Here is a 17,869-nt window from a genome sequence, read left to right as displayed (position 1 = left end):
ATGATAGATTTTTTACGTTTTGATTTATTCATCATAAGAATCACTTTTGAATTCTGCCGATTTTTGGGAAAATTTTAACTTATATAGTTAAATAATGATATTAAAGAGGTAATATTTTGTGGGGATTTGGGAATCATAATACAACTACGGAAATACTTTTCATACCTTTTAAAAGGGGATAGAGTAATGAAGAAACTTCTCATGTTGTTTTGTATTTTGTTCGTTCTAAGTGGCTGTATGGAATCAAACAATGTAATTGAGTTAGGAAATGTAACAGAGAAAGGCAATGTAGTTGTAAAAAAATCAATTGATACTGAACCGAAGTATAAAGAACTGATGGATATTTTTAATAATGGAACTAATTTAAAATTAAGCGATGAAGAAGTGAATAGTCTACCTTATCAATATATACAATTTAAGAATAAAACGCAGAATCTAATTGTTGTGAATTATAATATGTGGTTAGATGAGGAAAATAAGCGTATTTTATATTCTGATTATGTAGCGAAAGTACCACTTTATTATGTGATTGAAGATGAAGATTACAACAAATTATTAGATGTATTTGAAAAAGATACACTGCCAACCTTTGCCAAGTAATATCAAGCTTTGATGAGGGGATAACTAAAAAAGTACATCACTTATTTGAGGTGATGTACTTTTTTCATTACAACTGTAATGACGATATCTTGTTTTGGCAACCAAGAGGAAATCATCGGAGCAGCGATGATAGCATATGATGACATGGCAAATACATAAAAAAATTGACCAGTTGTTTCTAAAAAAGTAACGGAGTAAATGGAGATAAGCATAGAAACAAATTCTCCGTAATAGATGAAGAATGTACAAAAGGACAGTACCTCTAAGTTATTCGACTTTAAAAGATACCGTCCTTTTTGTTTTTAGCGTGTTGTTTTAGAAGAGTTGTTACGTGTAGAAGTGCTGAGATGTTGAATTTGCTCTTCTAAGACAGTACTTGCTTTTCCAATAAATTGTGAAATGAGAGCAAGTTCCTCAGGTGTATAAGAAGAAGCGAGTTCAAGCATTGCTTTATGAAGCGGTTCATACGTATTACGGACTTCTTCTTTAGATTCATACTCTGGAACAATAATGACTCTGCGACGATCTTTAGGATCATTTTGTCTGCGAACATAACCGATTTTTTCAAGACGGTCTACTAATGCGGTAATGCTACCAGTAGTAAGCCCGGTTTTTTTTGATAGTTCTCCAGCGGTAATAGGACCCGTTTCGCGTAGAATATCTAGAGATTTAAAATCCATATTATATAACCCGAGAGAGGCAGCTACATTTTGTTGATGTAATAAAGTTCGGGTGCCTAGTCCACGCATAAGTGAGGTGAAATGTTCTTGCGGATTTGCGGTTTGATCATTTTGCTGACTTGACAAAAAATAACCCTCCTTTTAAAATAATTAATACCTTGATGGTCAAGATATTAGGTAAACAAGATATTTGATGAGTGTGTTATTATTCAAGTTCATTCTAATGGAGTCATTAATAATTTGTAAAGGGGTTTATAGATGGAAGCATCAAATAACAATATAAAGTTAGTTGTGACCGGCCTATTACTGGCGATTTTTATGTCAGCAATTGACAATACAATAGTAGCGACTGCTATGGGAACGATTGTATCGCAACTAGGTGGGATGGACAAATTTGTCTGGGTTACGTCCGCTTATATGGTTACAACAATGGCAGGTATGCCGATTTTTGGGAAATTATCCGATATGTATGGCAGAAAGAGATTTTTTATTTTTGGATTAACGGTATTCGTAATTGGTTCGGCACTTTGTGGAGTTGCTCAAACGATTGAGCAACTTAGTATTTACAGAGCTATTCAGGGAATTGGTGCCGGCGCTTTAATGCCAATCGCATTTACTATTGTATTTGACATATTCCCACCCCAAAAACGAGGGAAAATGACTGGTCTTTTGGGCGCGGTATTCGGTATTGCTAGTGTTGTTGGACCGCTTTTAGGTGCCTATATTACAGATAATATTGGTTGGGAATGGGTATTTTATATTAACTTGCCAATTGGTATCGTTTCATTCTTATTAATTATGAAGAATTACCAGGAATCTCTAGTACATACGAAGCAAAAGATTGACTGGTGGGGAGCGGCAACGCTGGTGCTCGCAGTAATCAGCCTTATGTTTGCATTGGAACTGGGCGGTAAACAGTATGATTGGAACTCAGCACCGATTATTTCATTGCTAGTTAGTTTCGCTGTTTTCTTTATTGTATTCTTTTTCGTAGAGCTAAAAGCAGAAGAACCAATACTTCCGTTCTTCTTATTTAAGCGTCGTCTATTTGCATCTTCGCAAATTTTGGCTTTCTTATATGGTGGAACCTTTATTATTTTAACAGTATATATTCCTATTTATGTGCAGGCTGTATACGGGGCTTCCGCAACTAATGCGGGTCTAATCCTCATGCCTATGATGTTGGGTTCCGTTGCAGGAAGCGCATGTGGTGGTATTTTCTTAACGAAAATAAGCTACCGTAACTTAATGATTATTTCCGTTATTTCTTATTTCGCAGGTATGTTCCTACTTAGTACACTTACACCCGATACGGCTCGAATTATTCTTACGCTGTATATGATTCTCGTAGGTTTTGGGATGGGCTTCTCATTCTCATTGTTACCGACTGCTTCTCAGCATAATCTAGATGCTCGTTATCGAGGTACTGCGAATTCAACCAACTCGTTCCTACGCACGCTAGGAATGACGATGGGGATTACAATTTTTGGTACGATTCAAAACAATGTATTTACTAGCAAACTATCTGAAGGTTTTAAAGGTATGGGTGAAAGTGCCAATTCAGCAATGTTTAATGTTGGTGATATAAGACAGATTTTTGAACCTAGTGTACGTGAAAAAATACCTACTGAAGTTCTAGACATCATCGTAAATGCTATGTCTAGCTCAGTTACACATGTTTTTCTTCTAGCACTGATTCCAATTATCATTGCAGTCGTTTTTGTTTTCATGATGGGGAATTCACGAGTAATTGTAACAGATAACCAAGATGATGCAAAAAATTAATCAAAGAAATAGTGCGATTTACATTCTGAAATGTAGTCCTCCGAATAAATAAAATTGTCTCTGCAATTACCGAGAGGCTGTAGTATGTTGAGGAGGATTTATTTGAAAGGTACTTGAGAAAAGAATCTAAAGAATGTGTCACTTTCGATTCCAAAATACAAGCTTGTTGTTCTAACAGGACCGTCTGAATCTGTAAAGTCATGGCGGTAAACTTGTAGTTGATCGCACACCTAAGCAAGTAGCGAAGTATCAACTTCTCATATAGGTAAGGGGCGGGGGTTCGAATCCCTCCTGGGACGTCGAGAGGTTCAGATAGGTTAATTTGAACCAACTAAAATACGCTTCAAACCCTTGATACATAGAAATGATACTTCAAAAATGTCAGTAGTTTACTTAGAATCCTTTTCGTGCAGCTATTTTAAAAGGTGTGCATATGTAGACGTTGTAATGTCTAAATTTGCGTACCCAATCGTTCAGATACATATAAAAGGCTTACTGAAGTGATTAATGATATTAGAACTAGTGTTAAATAGATGACTAAATAGTACTTGACAGGGAAGTTTTTGAAATGAATTTTGACTCAAGGATTGAAAATAGAAAATCACAATCTATCTTTAACATAAAAAGTGCTTCAATAGCCAGATATTTGGCTTTTGAAGCACCTTTTTAATGTCTATAACTTACTATTAATTTTACTTGAAAATTTGTTTTTTAAGATGATGTTCCATATGTTCGTAATAATCTTGAATGAGCCACTCTAATGTTTTAAGTTCATTATTTCCTATGTCACATAGATAGGAGCGTTTTTCATCAGGGATATTGTTGATAATCGTGATGATCTGCTTATTTAAAGCGTAGAATAGAGTTATAATTTCCTCGATAGGAGTATCTTGATACTTCTGGATAGCAACCCATTTATCTTGATGATAAGTGGGAATGACAAATGGCTGTTTTTCATACTGAATTTTAATGAATCGTTCAATATTAATAATAGCTGAGTCACACAGATGCCCTAGTATCTCTTTTTTTGACCATTTAGTTGATGAAGATTTTTTAGACACATCTACTTCAGACATTCGTTTAAATTCTTTTGGAACATAATAAATCCAATAATTTATACCATCTATCACATTATTCACCTCAATCATCCTCCATAATAAAATCTTTCTATGTATATTCAATAGGATGAGGGATATTCCTTATTAGTTTTCTTTTTCGTAATGTGATAGTATTCTAACCACGGACTTATTAGCTATTTATAGTTGTTTCATCCTTTACAGCTATACCACTCTCACGCATTCCTTCTATCAATTCTTCAATTGAAGCAGCAATCATACCGTTTTGTTTAATCAAACCAATAACAAACAGATTACGATAGGCAAATTGGTTTTCCGTACCATCTGCAATTAAAGCATCGATTTTTCTTGCATTATCTCGACCTTGCTGGCGCGTATCAGAGTATAGAGCAAAAATAGAGCGACCTAGCATCGAAAATGCGCCAATTTCAGCCGCAACACCAGAGTCAATCTCAACACCATCAATGACAGCAATTAAGAAATCACTTGCTTTTAGAGCTTCAATATCAGCTCCAGCAATTGCTAAACTATTAGCATATGAAGACTTATCGTTAATAGCCATATTTTCTTGTGGTACATATAAATCCACACCTGGCACTGCATAGCGTACTGCTTTTGCTATCATTTCATTTACTAAGCGGTCGCCTAATCCAAATAATCCATTTGCTAAATAACCTTTTGTAGTCAATGTAATACCTCCATTAAATCATTTCATTCTTATGTAGTATATCAAATTTGTATATTGTAAGAAGATTAGTTTAAAAGCAAAAAGAATATATAAGGCTATTCAGTGAACCCTATTTAGAAAAAGAGCTATCTGTACTACAATTATGTAAGCGCTTAGTATTTGGAAAAAGGGGATAGCACAATGCCTACTCAACTTGAAACAATTCTTATAAGCAATGATGTAGCGGAAATTCAACATCAGTTACGCATTTATTTAATGAATCATCCACAAGACAATGACGGTGAATTAGCAAAAGCTGTCGCTAAAATCAATGATCAACAGTTAGCTGTTTGGATGGCTCATGATGGTAAAATTCTTATAGAGGACGAAACAAAATGGAATCAAAGCTATTTAGCAGATCAGCAAATTGAATTACATAATAATTTTTCAGAAAAACGCTTTTTGCATATGATGACAGTAGCGAACTTTTTAGCAAGTGATCCATCAAATGAGGCGCCTCCAGAACCGTTTAAATTGTACGGTGCATCTATGGGGACGATTATGACAGTGGGTGTTATTATCTTCTGTATCATCGTAATCGGAATGGTCTTTTATATTAAAAATCAATATGCATAAAAATGGCACCCCAATTGTTGAGTATTCTGAACAATAGGGGTGTCAATTAATTATAGGTTTTTTAAGAAAATGTTTGAGAATTCAGTACAGATTGTTCACGTAGTGGCTATTAGTCATTTTTATTATTACAATGCTAGTCTAATTCACCAATAAACCAAATTTCACCTTCATGATAATAATCCTCATCGAAAATCTGTTCATTAAATCCTGTAATTTGTAAATTTGAGGGAACGGACAAACCCATTTCTCTTTGTAAATCACGTTCATCGGATAGAAGTGTCCATTTTTGCTGTTCGTCATTCCTATCAAAGAATCCTTTGTAATGTTCCTCGCCTTTAAATACAATTATTTGAGAACTAAATAATCGTGGCCAATCGATAGCAGCAACAACCCGTAAAGTTTCCTCGGATTTAGGTTTAATGCTGATTAAATACTCAACTTGATTAATCAAAGTCTGCATGCAAAGTCGTTTAATGCCAAAGGGAGTTTTATTTGAGTCAATGAATGTCTCACTAACAGGTAAATGCAAATGCCAATAACCACGATAATAATCTGTCGGAAATTTGATTATTTCTTCTTCAATTTGTTTAATCATACTATTTGTTTTTCGCTTTAATCCTCTAGCCTTTTTTTCTCGCATTGTAACTCTCCTAAATAGTGTGTACTTTACTATTTTAGTATAACAGAAGAGGCTAATTTTATTTTAAATATCGACGTGCAGACACTAGTTCATTTTGATAAGGCTGAGTTTGTAATAAGCGAATTTCTAAACTTCGATTATAGTTAGGTGAATGGATTATTTGTCCTTTACCAATATACATAGCAACATGATGGATTTTACCTTTGCCATTATTATTGGCGAAAAATAACAAATCACCAGGTTTTAAATTCTTTAAAGAAACGGGCTTGCCATTCACTGCTTGAACTGATGAATCACGTGGAATTAATATACCATGTTGTTTGTAAATACTATAAACGAATCCAGAACAATCAAAACCATATGCTGAAATGCCACCCCATAAATAAGGAAGACCGAGAAATTCTTTACCGGTCGTGATGAGATCCTTAGCAGTTGGTTTTGGTATGCTAGCATAATTACGATATTTATGTACGATTGCTTTTTTGATATAACGTTTCGTACCTGCTGGTGTTTGGATTACATACCACTTATTTGTTTCTCCTATGACAGGTAGAATTGTATTGAAGCTAATTTGCATAGATTTTTGCTTACTTTTTGTTGAGGCATAAAGATTGGCCACTTTTTCTTTTACGATCACGATAGTGCATTTGGATGCATTCTTTTTCGTTGAAATAATATGGGAAGCAGGGACCCAACCGATATACCCTTGTTTACTTTTAGGAGAATATTGATCCGTTACAGCAACTTTCAGCCATTTTTTCTGTCTTTTTATTACTTTCACTTCTTGACCATAAAGAGCTTGTGTATCAATACGACCCAATGTATCAAGCTTCTGGCTAACCGTTAAACTGCGATTCCATAAGCTGACATCCGGATTTTTCTCATAAATCAGCTTGTCTATAGAACGTACTTGATTTGGGGATGTCCATAAAGTCGTGACAGGAACGTTTACGAAGTATTTTGTTTTCTTTGTCCCAACCGTACAAGTTTTATTTTTGTCTATAGTAACTGCGGTTGCTGTTTTTGTTAGGGACGGAATTAAACTAAAAAGTAAAATAAAACTAATACAAGCCAATAAGTATTTTTTCATAGAAACAAAACTCCTTTATATTGAAGTTGATATATCTTTTTTCATGCATTATATCATTTATCTGTAAAATTAATAAGTCATTATTCTCCTTTATCTCGTTAGGGACGACTAAAAGCCTTTCAATTTAATAAATGGTACAATAGAAGAACTTATATACGTATTGAAAGGGGTATGTAAATGTTCGAAGAAGCACAGCATTTGCTAGAAAAGTATTTTGGTTATGACGAATTTCGCGAGGGACAAGCACAAATTGTTGCGAATGTTTTAGAAAGAAAATCGAGCTTATGTGTGATGCCAACAGGTGGAGGGAAGTCAATTTGTTACCAAATTCCAGCCCTGTTACTAGAAGGCACGACAATAGTTGTTTCACCTCTTATTTCCCTTATGCAAGATCAAGTAGACACGCTACTTGAAGCAGGAATTTCTGCGGCATTTATTAATAGTACATTGTCTGCAAGTGAATTACGTGAAACAATGGAAAACTTACATGAAGGAAGATATCAGCTTTTATATATTGCGCCTGAACGACTTGAATCGCCTCAGTTTTTGTCTGAGCTAAAGAATATACAAGTGCCTTTAATTGCTGTAGACGAAGCGCATTGTATTTCACAATGGGGACACGATTTCCGTCCAAGCTATCGTGCTATTAATCGTTTAATGACTATTTTTGAAGAGAAACCCGTTGTTTTAGCACTAACAGCGACTGCGACACCGGAAGTAAGGGAAGATATTTGCCGCATTTTACAAATAACTGATGCTAACACGGTTATTACTGGCTTTGCCCGTAGTAATCTTTCATTTTCAGTAGTTCTAGGACAAGACAAAGACCGCTATATTAAAGATTTCGTAAAGAAAAACGTAAATGAAGTCGGGATCATTTACGCTGCAACAAGAAAAGCTGTAGACCATGTATATGATGTGTTGATGAAAGCAGGAATTTCCGTGGCAAAATACCATGCAGGTTTACCAGAAGCTTTCCGTCAACAGGAGCAAACACGTTTCCTAAAAGATGAAGCACAAGTAATGGTTGCAACAAATGCCTTTGGTATGGGTATCGATAAATCCAATGTAAGGTATGTTATTCATTATCAATTGCCTAAGAATATGGAAAGTTATTATCAGGAAGCGGGGAGAGCTGGGCGTGACGGGTTGCCGAGTGAGTGTGTCGTTCTTTATGCCTCACAAGACGTACAAACACAGCGTTTTTTAATCGACCAAGCGCAGGACCGCGAACGGATTCCAGGTGAACTCGCTAAATTGCAAGGGATGGCCGATTATTGCCATACAGAGCATTGTTTACAACAGTACATCGTCAAATACTTTGGTGAAGAAGATGCAGAAGTATGTGGGGAATGTGCAAACTGCAAAGACGATCGAGAAATTTTCGATGTGACGGAGGATGTTCAAAAAGTACTAAGCTGTGTCATCCGTATGGGACAAAAATTCGGTAAAACAATGACAGCTCAAGTGTTAATCGGATCCCAAAACCAAAAAGTCATCAGCTTTGGTTTGAACAGGCTTTCCACGTATGGAATTATGAAAAATATGACCGTCAAAGAAGTATCCAATTTCATCGAGTTTATGATTGCGGAAGATTTATTGTCAGTGAAACAAGGCAACATGCCAACGATTTTTGTTTCTGAAAAAGGAAAAGACGTTTTACTTGGTAAAGTTAAAGTGCAAAGAAAAGGTGTTATTGTCACACGACAAATTGCTGAAACCGATCCATTATTTGAAGAACTACGTAAAATCAGAAAACAATTGGCAGATGAAGCGAATGTGCCTCCATTTGTTATTTTCTCGGATAAATCGTTGCAAGATATGTGTGCAAAACGTCCGAAAACGGCAGATGAATTTTTAGATGTGAACGGTGTAGGAGCGAATAAACTAGAGAAATACGGTGCAGCTTTCATACAAGTAATCGTCGATTTCGAAGTAAATGTATAACAGTTTCGAGAAGGAAGTATTCTAAAATATTTTATTGGAAATCAAGAATTAAAGTAAAAACTTAGCTATATCAACAAAGTTGATTAAATGTGCAACATTATAGTGAATAAAATAAAAGCGGAACTAAAGATTTTATTTTAGTCTCGCTTTTATTTTGTGTATAGAGGGTTTTCAGAACATGTATGGAATAATAAATATCAAATACTGCTCGTGGGTTATGTACTAACCGGGTAAGATAGTTAAATTAGAAATTATATGTAATATGTCGGCAGCATTAAACGGAGTATTTAGAATAAATCGAAAATTACAAATAAAAGAGTTGGATTTTTGCTTCTATAGCTTCAATAATTCTTTTAAATAAAGCTTTTCATTTTCTAGTTGCTTCTGCAAGCTTCTATCATTGAACATTATAGCAATACTTTCAGCACTTTCTATATAATTTTCTTTATTCTGAATTACTAATTTATCTTGAATTAAACCTTTTCTTAAATAGCATAAAGCGATTTGCACATAGGTTTTTTCTTCCTTAAAATCTTCGATTAATTCTTCATTTAATTTATATGCTTCTTCTAAATAAGTTTCCTTTAACAATAGATGTACAAGGTTATATTTAAAAGGGAGGATTAGTTTTTTATAATTATCATATTTTTTATATTTGTCTAACTGGCTTATTGCAAATTGAGCAATAAATATTGCAGTGTCTATAGGAAATAAGAAGAGAATACTATTAACCAAACGTATATCTGACAAATACCATGTATCCGATTGTTGGAGCCTTTTCCATACCCGTTCTGCATAAAAACTAGCCTTTTTAAAATCCTTCTCTTTTTTTAGTACATACAGTCCCTTCGAAGAGTTTAGAATATCTCTAATGTAACGGTCTTCTTTTTTTTCTAAGTAAGTTTCAGATGTTGAAATGATTTCAATCAATAGGGTTTCATCTATAAATTTTAGATTACTAAATTTATAAATGATATCATCACGTAAAGAATAGTCATAAGAATGATGTATAAATTCAAATTCCTCGAAACTCATTTCAATGTTATGCAATAATTCAACAAATTTTTTAGTAGTAATCTCAATCTTACCTAATTCAAACTTCGAATAACTGGTTTGGTGTAGAACCCCTATAGAAACTTTGGACTGGTCATAGATTTTTGATAACCTAATCAGCTTAAACGTTTTTCCGTAATCTAATGATTCAATAATAATCACCTCTAATGAATTTTAATCTTATACGCTTATTTTAACTCACTTCGTATTGTATATATATATAATCCTATTATACTAGTAAATTTCACTATGAAAGCGAGGTGTTTTCATGTTCTTAGTAAAATCATTAATAGATTGGATGATTGGTTGCTAATTGAAAGCTTCAAAATCCCATTCGATTTCTCGATTTTTTCGGATCAAATGGTGTTAATCGGTACCACACAAAGTCGTGCAGAATTTTTCGTTTACTAAAAGTCGTCGATTCAAAAGGCAATGAACTCCACTTGATCACAAATCGGTTTGATTTAGCACCCGATGAAATCTCAGACGTGTACAAATCACGCTGGGCCATTGAGTTGTTTTTTAAATGAATCAAGCAACATCTCAACATTAAAAAGTTCTACGGTCAAAGTGAGAATACGATTAATAATCAAGTGTTCATTGCCCACATTGTATTTTGCTTGAATGTTTTAGTGCAAATTGAAACCAAGAGTAAACGAAAAATCCTGCAAATTAGCCGATATTTATGGGCTTCTTTATGGAAAGAGCCTACAATCGGCTTCGAAAAAGCAAGGGAAAAGCGGTTCCTTAACAAACAAATTATGGTACTTGTTTAATTGTGAATAAAAACCAAATAGATTGATCACCTATGTTGGCGTGTTTACTTTTTTGGCTTTGAATCGTATGAATAAACTGAAATTTCTGTCTTTTTTATACAACACTAGTGATAACATACTTCAATTGTGATTGAAGTAAAATAAATTAGAAGTGAGGGGATACTCTATGAAAAAATTATCGTCTTTATTATTAGTATCAACCATGAGTATGGGATTGATTTTTGGGGCTGCGCCTGTCAACGCTAAAGCTGCTGAACATAGTAAGAATAGTGTATATCAGGATCTTGATGAAAGAGTTAAAAAGATGTCGATCAGTGCTGCGCATCCAGGCACAGAATATAGGTACCATACTATAAAGGATGCTGTATTAAATGGAAGCAATATAGAAAGTTCTGTGATCGAAAATTCTCAACTTTTAACGGTGGGAGAAAATATTTTAGAAAATACTTTAGGACATGATGTAACGTTGCCTACCAGCGGGTACGAGCACGAATTTAAAGAAACAACTAGTACAACTAATACAACCGGTTGGACATTTGGTTATAATTATAATGCAACCCTGTCTGTTATGATGCTTACAGCTTCACATAGTTTTAGTGTTGATTATAATATGTCCACTTCAAACACTACAGAAAAATCACAAACGAGAAAGTTTACTGTTCCTTCACAAGGAATTCCAGTTCCTGCAGGGAAAAAATATAAGGTAGAATATAAGTTTGAAAAAATTACTGTTTCGGGGGAAAATAAAATTAATGCAGATTTATTTGGGGATGCTACTAGTTATTTTAATAATCAACCGATGTCCCCTCAACTTTTATATTCGGCGCTGAGCTTTGCCTCTGATAAACAGGGATTTGAACCGGTAATCAGAGATAACGCAGTGGGGAACGATAGATTTGGAATTAGAGCTACAGGCATAGGTCAGTTCAGCACAGAATTTGGAACTCGTCTATACGCTAAAATTTCTGACATTACTGATTCCAGAAAACCAGTAACGATAGAAACAAAAACGATTCCTGTCGAATTTGAAACCATTTCTGTGGACACTAGAGTGGTTGAATAGATTAGCGAATCCAGCGAAGTAATAATGGGTTTTGTGTTCAGCACAATACTGTTGGAGTAAAAAGGAAATTTAGTAAAGATGACAGACTTTAAAATACAAGAAATTTTCATGTTAGCATCTATAGTATAAAGGTACCTAACTAGCTTGACGAAATCGATAAAAAAGTTTGATTAAAATCCTGTAGTGACAATACAGGATTTTTCTTTTCTTGTTGAAGGGTACAGGGTACAAGGTAATTTTAATTAGAGGTGTTTTATTGGAAAATGGAGAATTATATAAATGAGTCATTTTAGATTTTTTGAAAGAGGGGATTAAAAGTGGGGAAAGTTGTTGGATTTGAATTAAACAGTCAGGAACCAGAGAAAGCAGCAGAATTTTATTCCAATGTTTTTGGATGGAAGATATCAGTACCGCAATGGGATTATTGGGCTGTTTCTATGGATAAAGGTACTGAGAATGAGCAGTCTGGAATCAACGGTGGGATAAGTAAAGGACCTAATGATTATCCTTATGGAACACGTATTCAAATAGAGGTTGATTCTATAAATGATGCTATTTCCAAAGCAACAGACAATGGTGCTAAGGTGGTTAGAGATAAGATGGAGTTTGATGAATTTTTTCTCGCTTACTTAGTTGACCCTACAGGGATTGGTTTTGGTCTTATTCAAAAAAAATAAAAAAGAGTATATTAAGCGGGTTCTTGAGTTGAACAAGAAACGCAAAAAATGATCGAACTGGCTTCTTTCCACTTGCAGCTAAATAAGGATGTTTATAATCAAAAGTTACACCTAATCGAAAGTGTTTAGAGCTCTTCTCCACCAATTGTAATAGCAGCTTTAACGATAATTTTTTCAGAAAAAATCATGTATAAAGAAGAGAAATGCAATGCAAATCTATATTCCACCAATCTGTTAATATGTTTGCATGTTCCGCTTTTCCTATGTTTTGTTATGTGTCTAAATACGAAAAACCTTTGTAGATTTTTTGCTACAAAGGTTTTTCGGGTTGGTGTTTTTTATTAAAAATGAGATTGTTTTATATTTTAAACAAAAGATATTTCTAAATTAAGACCAAATCCATTGGTCATTATTGTCTGAATTTTTAGCACTATCAATATGAGATTTTACTTTCTCAATTCCATCAGTAGCTTGAGCTGGAATGGATTTAGTCCAGAACCCTCTTTCTACTTTTACTAGATCATTGATTTTAAAACTTTGCCCTTCACTCAAGGTTACAATAACACTATTTACATTACCATCAACTGTTGGATAATCAACTTTTACAGCTGGATCATCAAAATCTGCATCTGCAGGATATAACTTACTTACATGACCGACTACAAAGTCTTTATAGTTTCCAGGTGCTAACTCAAGATGTTCGACAGAATCAGCTGTTACACTCGTAGTGAATGCATTTTGAAATAATGGGCCTTTACTATTTATTATTACATACTCTCCTACTTTTACATTAGATTGAAAGTCAGTATATACTGTTACATTTTCTTTTAATTGTTTACTTTCAACAACAAAGTAAGCTGTATTTACTTCACCTACTTTTCCTTCAACTGTTGTATTAAACTCTTGTATAGCCGCACTAGCTGTTGTTGCTTCTAATCCTGATAAGTTTGTTCCTGCGAGTGCTACGATTCCTAATGCACCAGCTAAAATGACTTTTTTCATACCCAATAACATCTCCATTCATATTGTAATTTAGGTTCAGTGAATATATTTATCTAGTTATATTAACCTACCTGTAATTATTATAGTTACAATGAGAATTATTATCAACTATTAATTGCATATAATTTTACATATTACGAAAATGGAACAGTAACTGGGCATGAAGTCCGTGTAGGAAGTCTTTTCGACGTGTCCGCTGAGTAATCACCGACATATAGCACGCTGTGGGATTGAATCCTTTTTCGCTGGATTAAACAAATCTAAATGTACCAGTCTTATTTTGCACGTATATGTATCGTGTAGAAAACAGAATATGATAGACGTACAGTGTGGAAAATAGGATGTTGTTACTGAGTAAGGCCAAAGCAATAGCTGAGAAACGCTTAAGAACTGCTAAGTTGCACTAAAAAAGCTATCAAGTTGCGCTTCGCTTATAAAACATTGTAGCCTATTTTTTGTATATAATTTCTCCTTCTAAACAGTTACACGATATACCTCGAGCAGAACTGCAAAGAAGGCGACGCTTAAAAGAATCTAATTAAAAATACAATTTCCTAAGCATATTAAACTAGTTTTAAGTATCAAAACGACTGAAATATTTAGAAAATTCAATACATATTTCCCGGAAAATAATATAAGTCATTCAAGCTAAAAAATTATTTTAATAAAATAATTTAGATGTACTTTTGATAATATGATAGATTTTCATCGTAATAGGAAAGACATATATGTTTATAAACCCTAATTTTGAGAAAATAGATTTTAAACAATTAGAGTGAAACAGGAGGAAATACCATGGTTGTTACAATTAATTCTATTGCATTATTAATACACTTATTTCAATTGTTATGTCAAATACAATTTCTGAAGCGTAAGTCCTTCAAAAGAAGCGAGTTCTTGCACTGACCTATAAATATGAGACAAATAAAAACACCTTTCGTTGAAAAATGGGTATCCTATCTTTAAAAACCAACGTGGAGGTGTTTTTTTCTATGGGAACTAGAGTGAGCTATCCAGTAGAAGTAAAAATGAAGGCGATTGAAATGAGGTTAGCAGGAATTCCAGTTAAGCAAGTATTAGAAGAATTGACGATTTATGCATACCAAAAAGCAGTCAAAGAAAAAGGAATTACCATGAGCATGTCTCGTAAAGGCACGCCCGTTGATAATTCCCCAATCGAAACGTTTCATTCCACACTAAAGTCTGAAACGTTCTACCTCGACGAAATTTATCGCACGACAAATGCGTGTGTTATAAATATTGTCGAAGAATACATTTATTATTATAACAATATCCGGATTAAAACGAAATTAAACAGCCAGTCGCCGGTACAATACCGTCAATTGGCTGCAAAATAAGGTGTTTTTCTTATTGTCTCAAAAATGATACTCAGTGCCCTGCCTATTGCAAAGGCATTTTATATAGATTAAAACAGATTCTTTCAGTATGGTCGGTAACAAATCAAAAGTAAACAATTTTGTAGTATAACATGTGCAGTTAATTGGATCGAAAGAAGAAAGAATCGGTATTGCACTAAAGGTGATGAATGGCTCAGAAGATGTGTGGCCAAATATAATTGCCTCGATTTTAGAGCAGATAAATTATAAAGATAAGAACTTGATCCAGTACTTATAGGTATTACGACCACCTTTCATTAAGAATGATGCAGGGGATATTATAGGTCATACCGAAGATGCATTTGTTATGAACCAATTCAAATTTATATTACTGTTATATAAAAAAGCGATAGGAGACAGCATCTCATATCGCTTTTAGTCATGTTATTTTCTTGTTTTCCATTCTGCAACGATAAAGAAGATAATGAAGAAGGCAAATGCGATGACGAAAAACCATCCCGGTAAGCTACCAAAGGACATGAGGACACCTCCATGTGCTAAAAGTACAAGTAATATAGTATTAGCATACCACAATTCGGCTGAATATCACCTCACAGCAGTCCAACCATGATTTTAGGCGATATTAAATTTTATCAGTGATTAAATACAAATAGGTAGAGTTATAGAATCAACTCTACCTATTTTATAACATTTCTATTACTAAATACTAGACAAGTATCATCTAATTTAACTTAGCAAAAGATACTAAATCGCCTTTATCACAAGATTGAAAGCCTTGTTTTTCATAAAAGTGTCTTACATCAGGAGCCTCTTCTGTTAACAGTACTTTTTGACGAACACTTTCATATCTTTTTATAACATCTTGTATTAATTGAGAAGCAATTCCTTTGTTTTGATACTCATTTAATACAAGTATGTCCTGGATATAAATTATCGTTAAACCATCACCGACTATACGAATTAACCCCACTAAGTTGTTATCATCCCAAGCAGATACGACCTCTAAAGATTGAAGTAATGCTTGTTGAAGCAATGCTACATCTTTTGTATAAGCAGTCCAACCAACATCGTTATATAAATTTTTTAATTGTTCACTATCGATACTTTTACTATTTTTAAATGTTAATTTCATTTTTATTATCCTCCTCAAAATTTTATTTTGAAGAGTCACTTCTTAATTTATCCACTGTCTTATACCTCCTTTCAAGATTATTTCCTCTCAGTAATTGGTTAATAATTATACATTGTTTTCCATATAAAATGATTATATCAGATTTTTTGAATTATCATATATAAAGTTAAGCAATTTTTTCTATTCTAGTTCCAAATAATAAATCTTATTAAGAACCTACAAAAGCAATCGTTTTAAGAAAGCCTTTCTCGATTTTTCTTCTAAATAAATCTGTATTTATGGAAGAATTGAGAAATAACTATGATCATTGTTAATACGATTATTACGCACCACAACACTGAAGTTGAAAGGAGAAATACAGGTATACTAAGTAGAATTGCGACTGTACAACAAATCAACGTAGATTGTTTATTTGTAAAGTTGTATTTAATGAAATAGTAATACAGACCTATAGGTACAGCTAGAGTAAATAGTGGAACGTAAATCGCTAAGATGCTTGTTTTAACAAGGAACAATGAAATTATAGCTATCATAAAACCTAATAAAATAGTTCCTGTATTACCAATGTCAACTTTTGATGAAATGGAGCTGTACAGCAGAAAGCCTAAAGTAGATACAATAAGTAGCAATCCTGTTGTTGCAGCAAACGAGTCCCCTTGTATAAATGCGATTATTGATAAAGAAACTAAAGTAATTATTGAAAGCGATGTTATTAAGCCATCAGGACTTTTTTCAATGTTAGTCGTATTTGTAAAACAAACAATAAATAGTAATGTGAAAGGAATTGTTAAATAGCCTAATTCGATATGATTAATAAAGCTGATTTCTACGCTGCCTATTAAAATAACTATTAGTGCTGCAAGAATTTGGCCAAATAACGTCCAAATATTAGATAATTTAAAGTTTTGAACGAGTATTGATGTAATAACGATTAAGGAAGCGCTGATAATTATTGGATTTGTATAGTGTATTTGCTCATTTACGATAAACATTCCAATTATAAAACTAACAAAAATTGCTAAACCTCCTGTATGTTGAGTAAGGTTGAATTTCTTTGATATTGTGGGTAATATGATGGATAAAATAATGCTAGTAAGCAAAGCTATGTATAACAATTTACTTCCCTCCTAAATATTTTTTCAAATATAACCTATTTTAACATAAAATATCTTTTGATGGTGTTACTTACAATTAGTGGGTTACTAAAAATGATGAATTTTTGTATATGAATTTTTTACTAATTACGAAGAGCTTTAACTAATAAAAGTTGTTAAGCTTGGCTTGTGTTTATAAATAACTTTAGTATTCAGTTACAATTTCTCAAAAAATTATGCGCTTTTCTCGCACAATCCAGTGAAAATCGTTTAAAATAGGAGAATGTAATCTATTTACGTATTCATTAAGGATTTTCTAATAAGAGAGGTTGTTTCTACATGTTACATTTAAAATGGAAAGACGCACCAACAATTAAAACAGTTACTTGTAAACAAACAGATGCAAAAAAATACCTTGTATCAAATGTACTAACAGTTGGAAAAGAATATGAAGTGAAAAATGAAACGGAAGAATTCATTTTTGTAATCGATAATTCAGGACATATTGGTGGCTTCTACAAAGAATACTTTGAATAAGTAATATCAAACCAAAAACGGCTTCCGCAAAAATATGCGAAAGTCGTTTTTTATCA

The 17,869-nt window shown here is 33.4% G+C and carries 18 protein-coding genes and 2 pseudogenes; 10 read left to right on the top strand and 10 right to left on the bottom strand.

What is annotated here, in order from left to right; genetic code table 11:
* Positions 1-186 precede the first annotated feature (186 nt).
* The gene (locus tag ACQKMD_RS12815) at positions 187-600 is read left to right on the top strand and encodes a membrane lipoprotein lipid attachment site-containing protein (RefSeq protein WP_427752529.1); all 414 of its coding nucleotides are present in this window, start codon (positions 187-189) and stop codon (positions 598-600) included.
* Between the two features lie 41 nt (positions 601-641).
* Here ACQKMD_RS12815 and ACQKMD_RS12810 read toward each other — a convergent pair whose 3' ends face one another.
* Complete coding sequence (locus ACQKMD_RS12810) at positions 642-812, bottom strand: hypothetical protein (protein ID WP_427752528.1); 171 nt, start codon at positions 810-812, stop codon at positions 642-644.
* 90 nt (positions 813-902) lie between these two features.
* Positions 903-1,349, bottom strand: a complete 447-nt coding sequence (locus tag ACQKMD_RS12805) for a MarR family winged helix-turn-helix transcriptional regulator (RefSeq protein ID WP_427752553.1) — start codon at positions 1,347-1,349, stop codon at positions 903-905.
* 189 nt (positions 1,350-1,538) lie between these two features.
* Between ACQKMD_RS12805 and ACQKMD_RS12800 the strand changes: the two genes are divergently transcribed.
* Positions 1,539-3,065 (top strand): MDR family MFS transporter, encoded by a 1,527-nt coding sequence (locus tag ACQKMD_RS12800; protein WP_427752526.1) that lies wholly within the window; start codon positions 1,539-1,541, stop codon positions 3,063-3,065.
* Between the two features lie 692 nt (positions 3,066-3,757).
* On the opposite strand, the gene ACQKMD_RS12795 is transcribed toward ACQKMD_RS12800, so the two are convergent.
* Positions 3,758-4,204, bottom strand: a complete 447-nt coding sequence (locus tag ACQKMD_RS12795; RefSeq protein ID WP_427752524.1) for a DinB family protein — start codon at positions 4,202-4,204, stop codon at positions 3,758-3,760.
* Between the two features lie 109 nt (positions 4,205-4,313).
* Positions 4,314-4,829 (bottom strand): nucleoside 2-deoxyribosyltransferase, encoded by a 516-nt coding sequence (locus tag ACQKMD_RS12790; RefSeq protein ID WP_427752522.1) that lies wholly within the window; start codon positions 4,827-4,829, stop codon positions 4,314-4,316.
* Positions 4,830-5,009: 180 nt separating this feature from the next.
* Here ACQKMD_RS12790 and ACQKMD_RS12785 point away from each other — a divergent pair, with 180 nt between their 5' ends.
* Positions 5,010-5,444 (top strand): hypothetical protein, encoded by a 435-nt coding sequence (locus ACQKMD_RS12785; protein WP_427752520.1) that lies wholly within the window; start codon positions 5,010-5,012, stop codon positions 5,442-5,444.
* Positions 5,445-5,577: 133 nt separating this feature from the next.
* On the opposite strand, the gene ACQKMD_RS12780 is transcribed toward ACQKMD_RS12785, so the two are convergent.
* Together ACQKMD_RS12780 and ACQKMD_RS12775 are read right to left on the bottom strand one after the other, a co-directional pair.
* Positions 5,578-6,084 carry a DUF3916 domain-containing protein gene (locus ACQKMD_RS12780; RefSeq protein ID WP_427752518.1) on the bottom strand — a complete coding sequence of 169 codons (507 nt, stop codon included), beginning with the start codon at positions 6,082-6,084 and terminating at the stop codon, positions 5,578-5,580.
* Positions 6,085-6,142: 58 nt separating this feature from the next.
* The gene (locus ACQKMD_RS12775) at positions 6,143-7,174 is read right to left on the bottom strand and encodes an NlpC/P60 family protein (protein ID WP_427752516.1); all 1,032 of its coding nucleotides are present in this window, start codon (positions 7,172-7,174) and stop codon (positions 6,143-6,145) included.
* 177 nt (positions 7,175-7,351) lie between these two features.
* Between ACQKMD_RS12775 and recQ the strand changes: the two genes are divergently transcribed.
* Entirely contained in the window at positions 7,352-9,121 is a 1,770-nt protein-coding gene (gene recQ / locus ACQKMD_RS12770) for a DNA helicase RecQ (protein ID WP_427752515.1), read from the top strand.
* 333 nt (positions 9,122-9,454) lie between these two features.
* On the opposite strand, the gene ACQKMD_RS12765 is transcribed toward recQ, so the two are convergent.
* Positions 9,455-10,336: a hypothetical protein gene (locus ACQKMD_RS12765; protein WP_427752513.1), complete on the bottom strand. Its 882-nt coding sequence runs from the start codon at positions 10,334-10,336 to the stop codon at positions 9,455-9,457.
* Positions 10,337-10,522: 186 nt separating this feature from the next.
* Between ACQKMD_RS12765 and ACQKMD_RS12760 the strand changes: the two are divergent.
* The 3 genes and pseudogenes from ACQKMD_RS12760 to ACQKMD_RS12750 all read left to right on the top strand — a co-directional run.
* A pseudogene (locus ACQKMD_RS12760) lies at positions 10,523-10,925 on the top strand (transposase); the annotation flags it as partial.
* 191 nt (positions 10,926-11,116) lie between these two features.
* The gene (locus ACQKMD_RS12755) at positions 11,117-12,013 is read left to right on the top strand and encodes an ETX/MTX2 family pore-forming toxin (RefSeq protein ID WP_427752511.1); all 897 of its coding nucleotides are present in this window, start codon (positions 11,117-11,119) and stop codon (positions 12,011-12,013) included.
* 317 nt (positions 12,014-12,330) lie between these two features.
* On the top strand, positions 12,331-12,690 hold the full coding sequence (locus ACQKMD_RS12750; protein ID WP_427752509.1) for a VOC family protein: 360 nt from the start codon (positions 12,331-12,333) through the stop codon (positions 12,688-12,690).
* A 387-nt stretch (positions 12,691-13,077) separates the two neighbouring features.
* Here the strand turns inward: ACQKMD_RS12750 and ACQKMD_RS12745 are convergent, their stop codons facing one another.
* A complete protein-coding gene (locus ACQKMD_RS12745) occupies positions 13,078-13,692 on the bottom strand; it encodes a hypothetical protein (RefSeq protein WP_427752507.1) in 615 nt (204 codons plus the stop codon).
* Between the two features lie 1,088 nt (positions 13,693-14,780).
* Here ACQKMD_RS12745 and ACQKMD_RS12740 point away from each other — a divergent pair.
* Positions 14,781-15,050: pseudogene (locus ACQKMD_RS12740) on the top strand (IS3 family transposase); the annotation flags it as partial.
* A 133-nt stretch (positions 15,051-15,183) separates the two neighbouring features.
* Positions 15,184-15,327 carry an asparaginase gene (locus ACQKMD_RS12735; RefSeq protein ID WP_427752505.1) on the top strand — a complete coding sequence of 48 codons (144 nt, stop codon included), beginning with the start codon at positions 15,184-15,186 and terminating at the stop codon, positions 15,325-15,327.
* A gap of 444 nt (positions 15,328-15,771) precedes the next feature.
* Here the strand turns inward: ACQKMD_RS12735 and ACQKMD_RS12730 are convergent, their stop codons facing one another.
* The gene (locus tag ACQKMD_RS12730; RefSeq protein WP_427752503.1) at positions 15,772-16,182 is read right to left on the bottom strand and encodes a GNAT family N-acetyltransferase; all 411 of its coding nucleotides are present in this window, start codon (positions 16,180-16,182) and stop codon (positions 15,772-15,774) included.
* 260 nt (positions 16,183-16,442) lie between these two features.
* Positions 16,443-17,297 carry an MraY family glycosyltransferase gene (locus ACQKMD_RS12725; RefSeq protein ID WP_427752501.1) on the bottom strand — a complete coding sequence of 285 codons (855 nt, stop codon included), beginning with the start codon at positions 17,295-17,297 and terminating at the stop codon, positions 16,443-16,445.
* A 318-nt stretch (positions 17,298-17,615) separates the two neighbouring features.
* On the opposite strand from ACQKMD_RS12725, the gene ACQKMD_RS12720 reads away from it, so the two are divergent.
* Complete coding sequence (locus ACQKMD_RS12720; protein ID WP_100797522.1) at positions 17,616-17,813, top strand: DUF6501 family protein; 198 nt, start codon at positions 17,616-17,618, stop codon at positions 17,811-17,813.
* Positions 17,814-17,869: the final 56 nt, after the last annotated feature.

The organism is Viridibacillus sp. NPDC096237 (assembly GCF_050278625.1).
Taxonomy (GTDB): domain Bacteria; phylum Bacillota; class Bacilli; order Bacillales_A; family Planococcaceae; genus Viridibacillus.
This window is presented reverse-complemented; position numbering and strand designations above follow the sequence as displayed.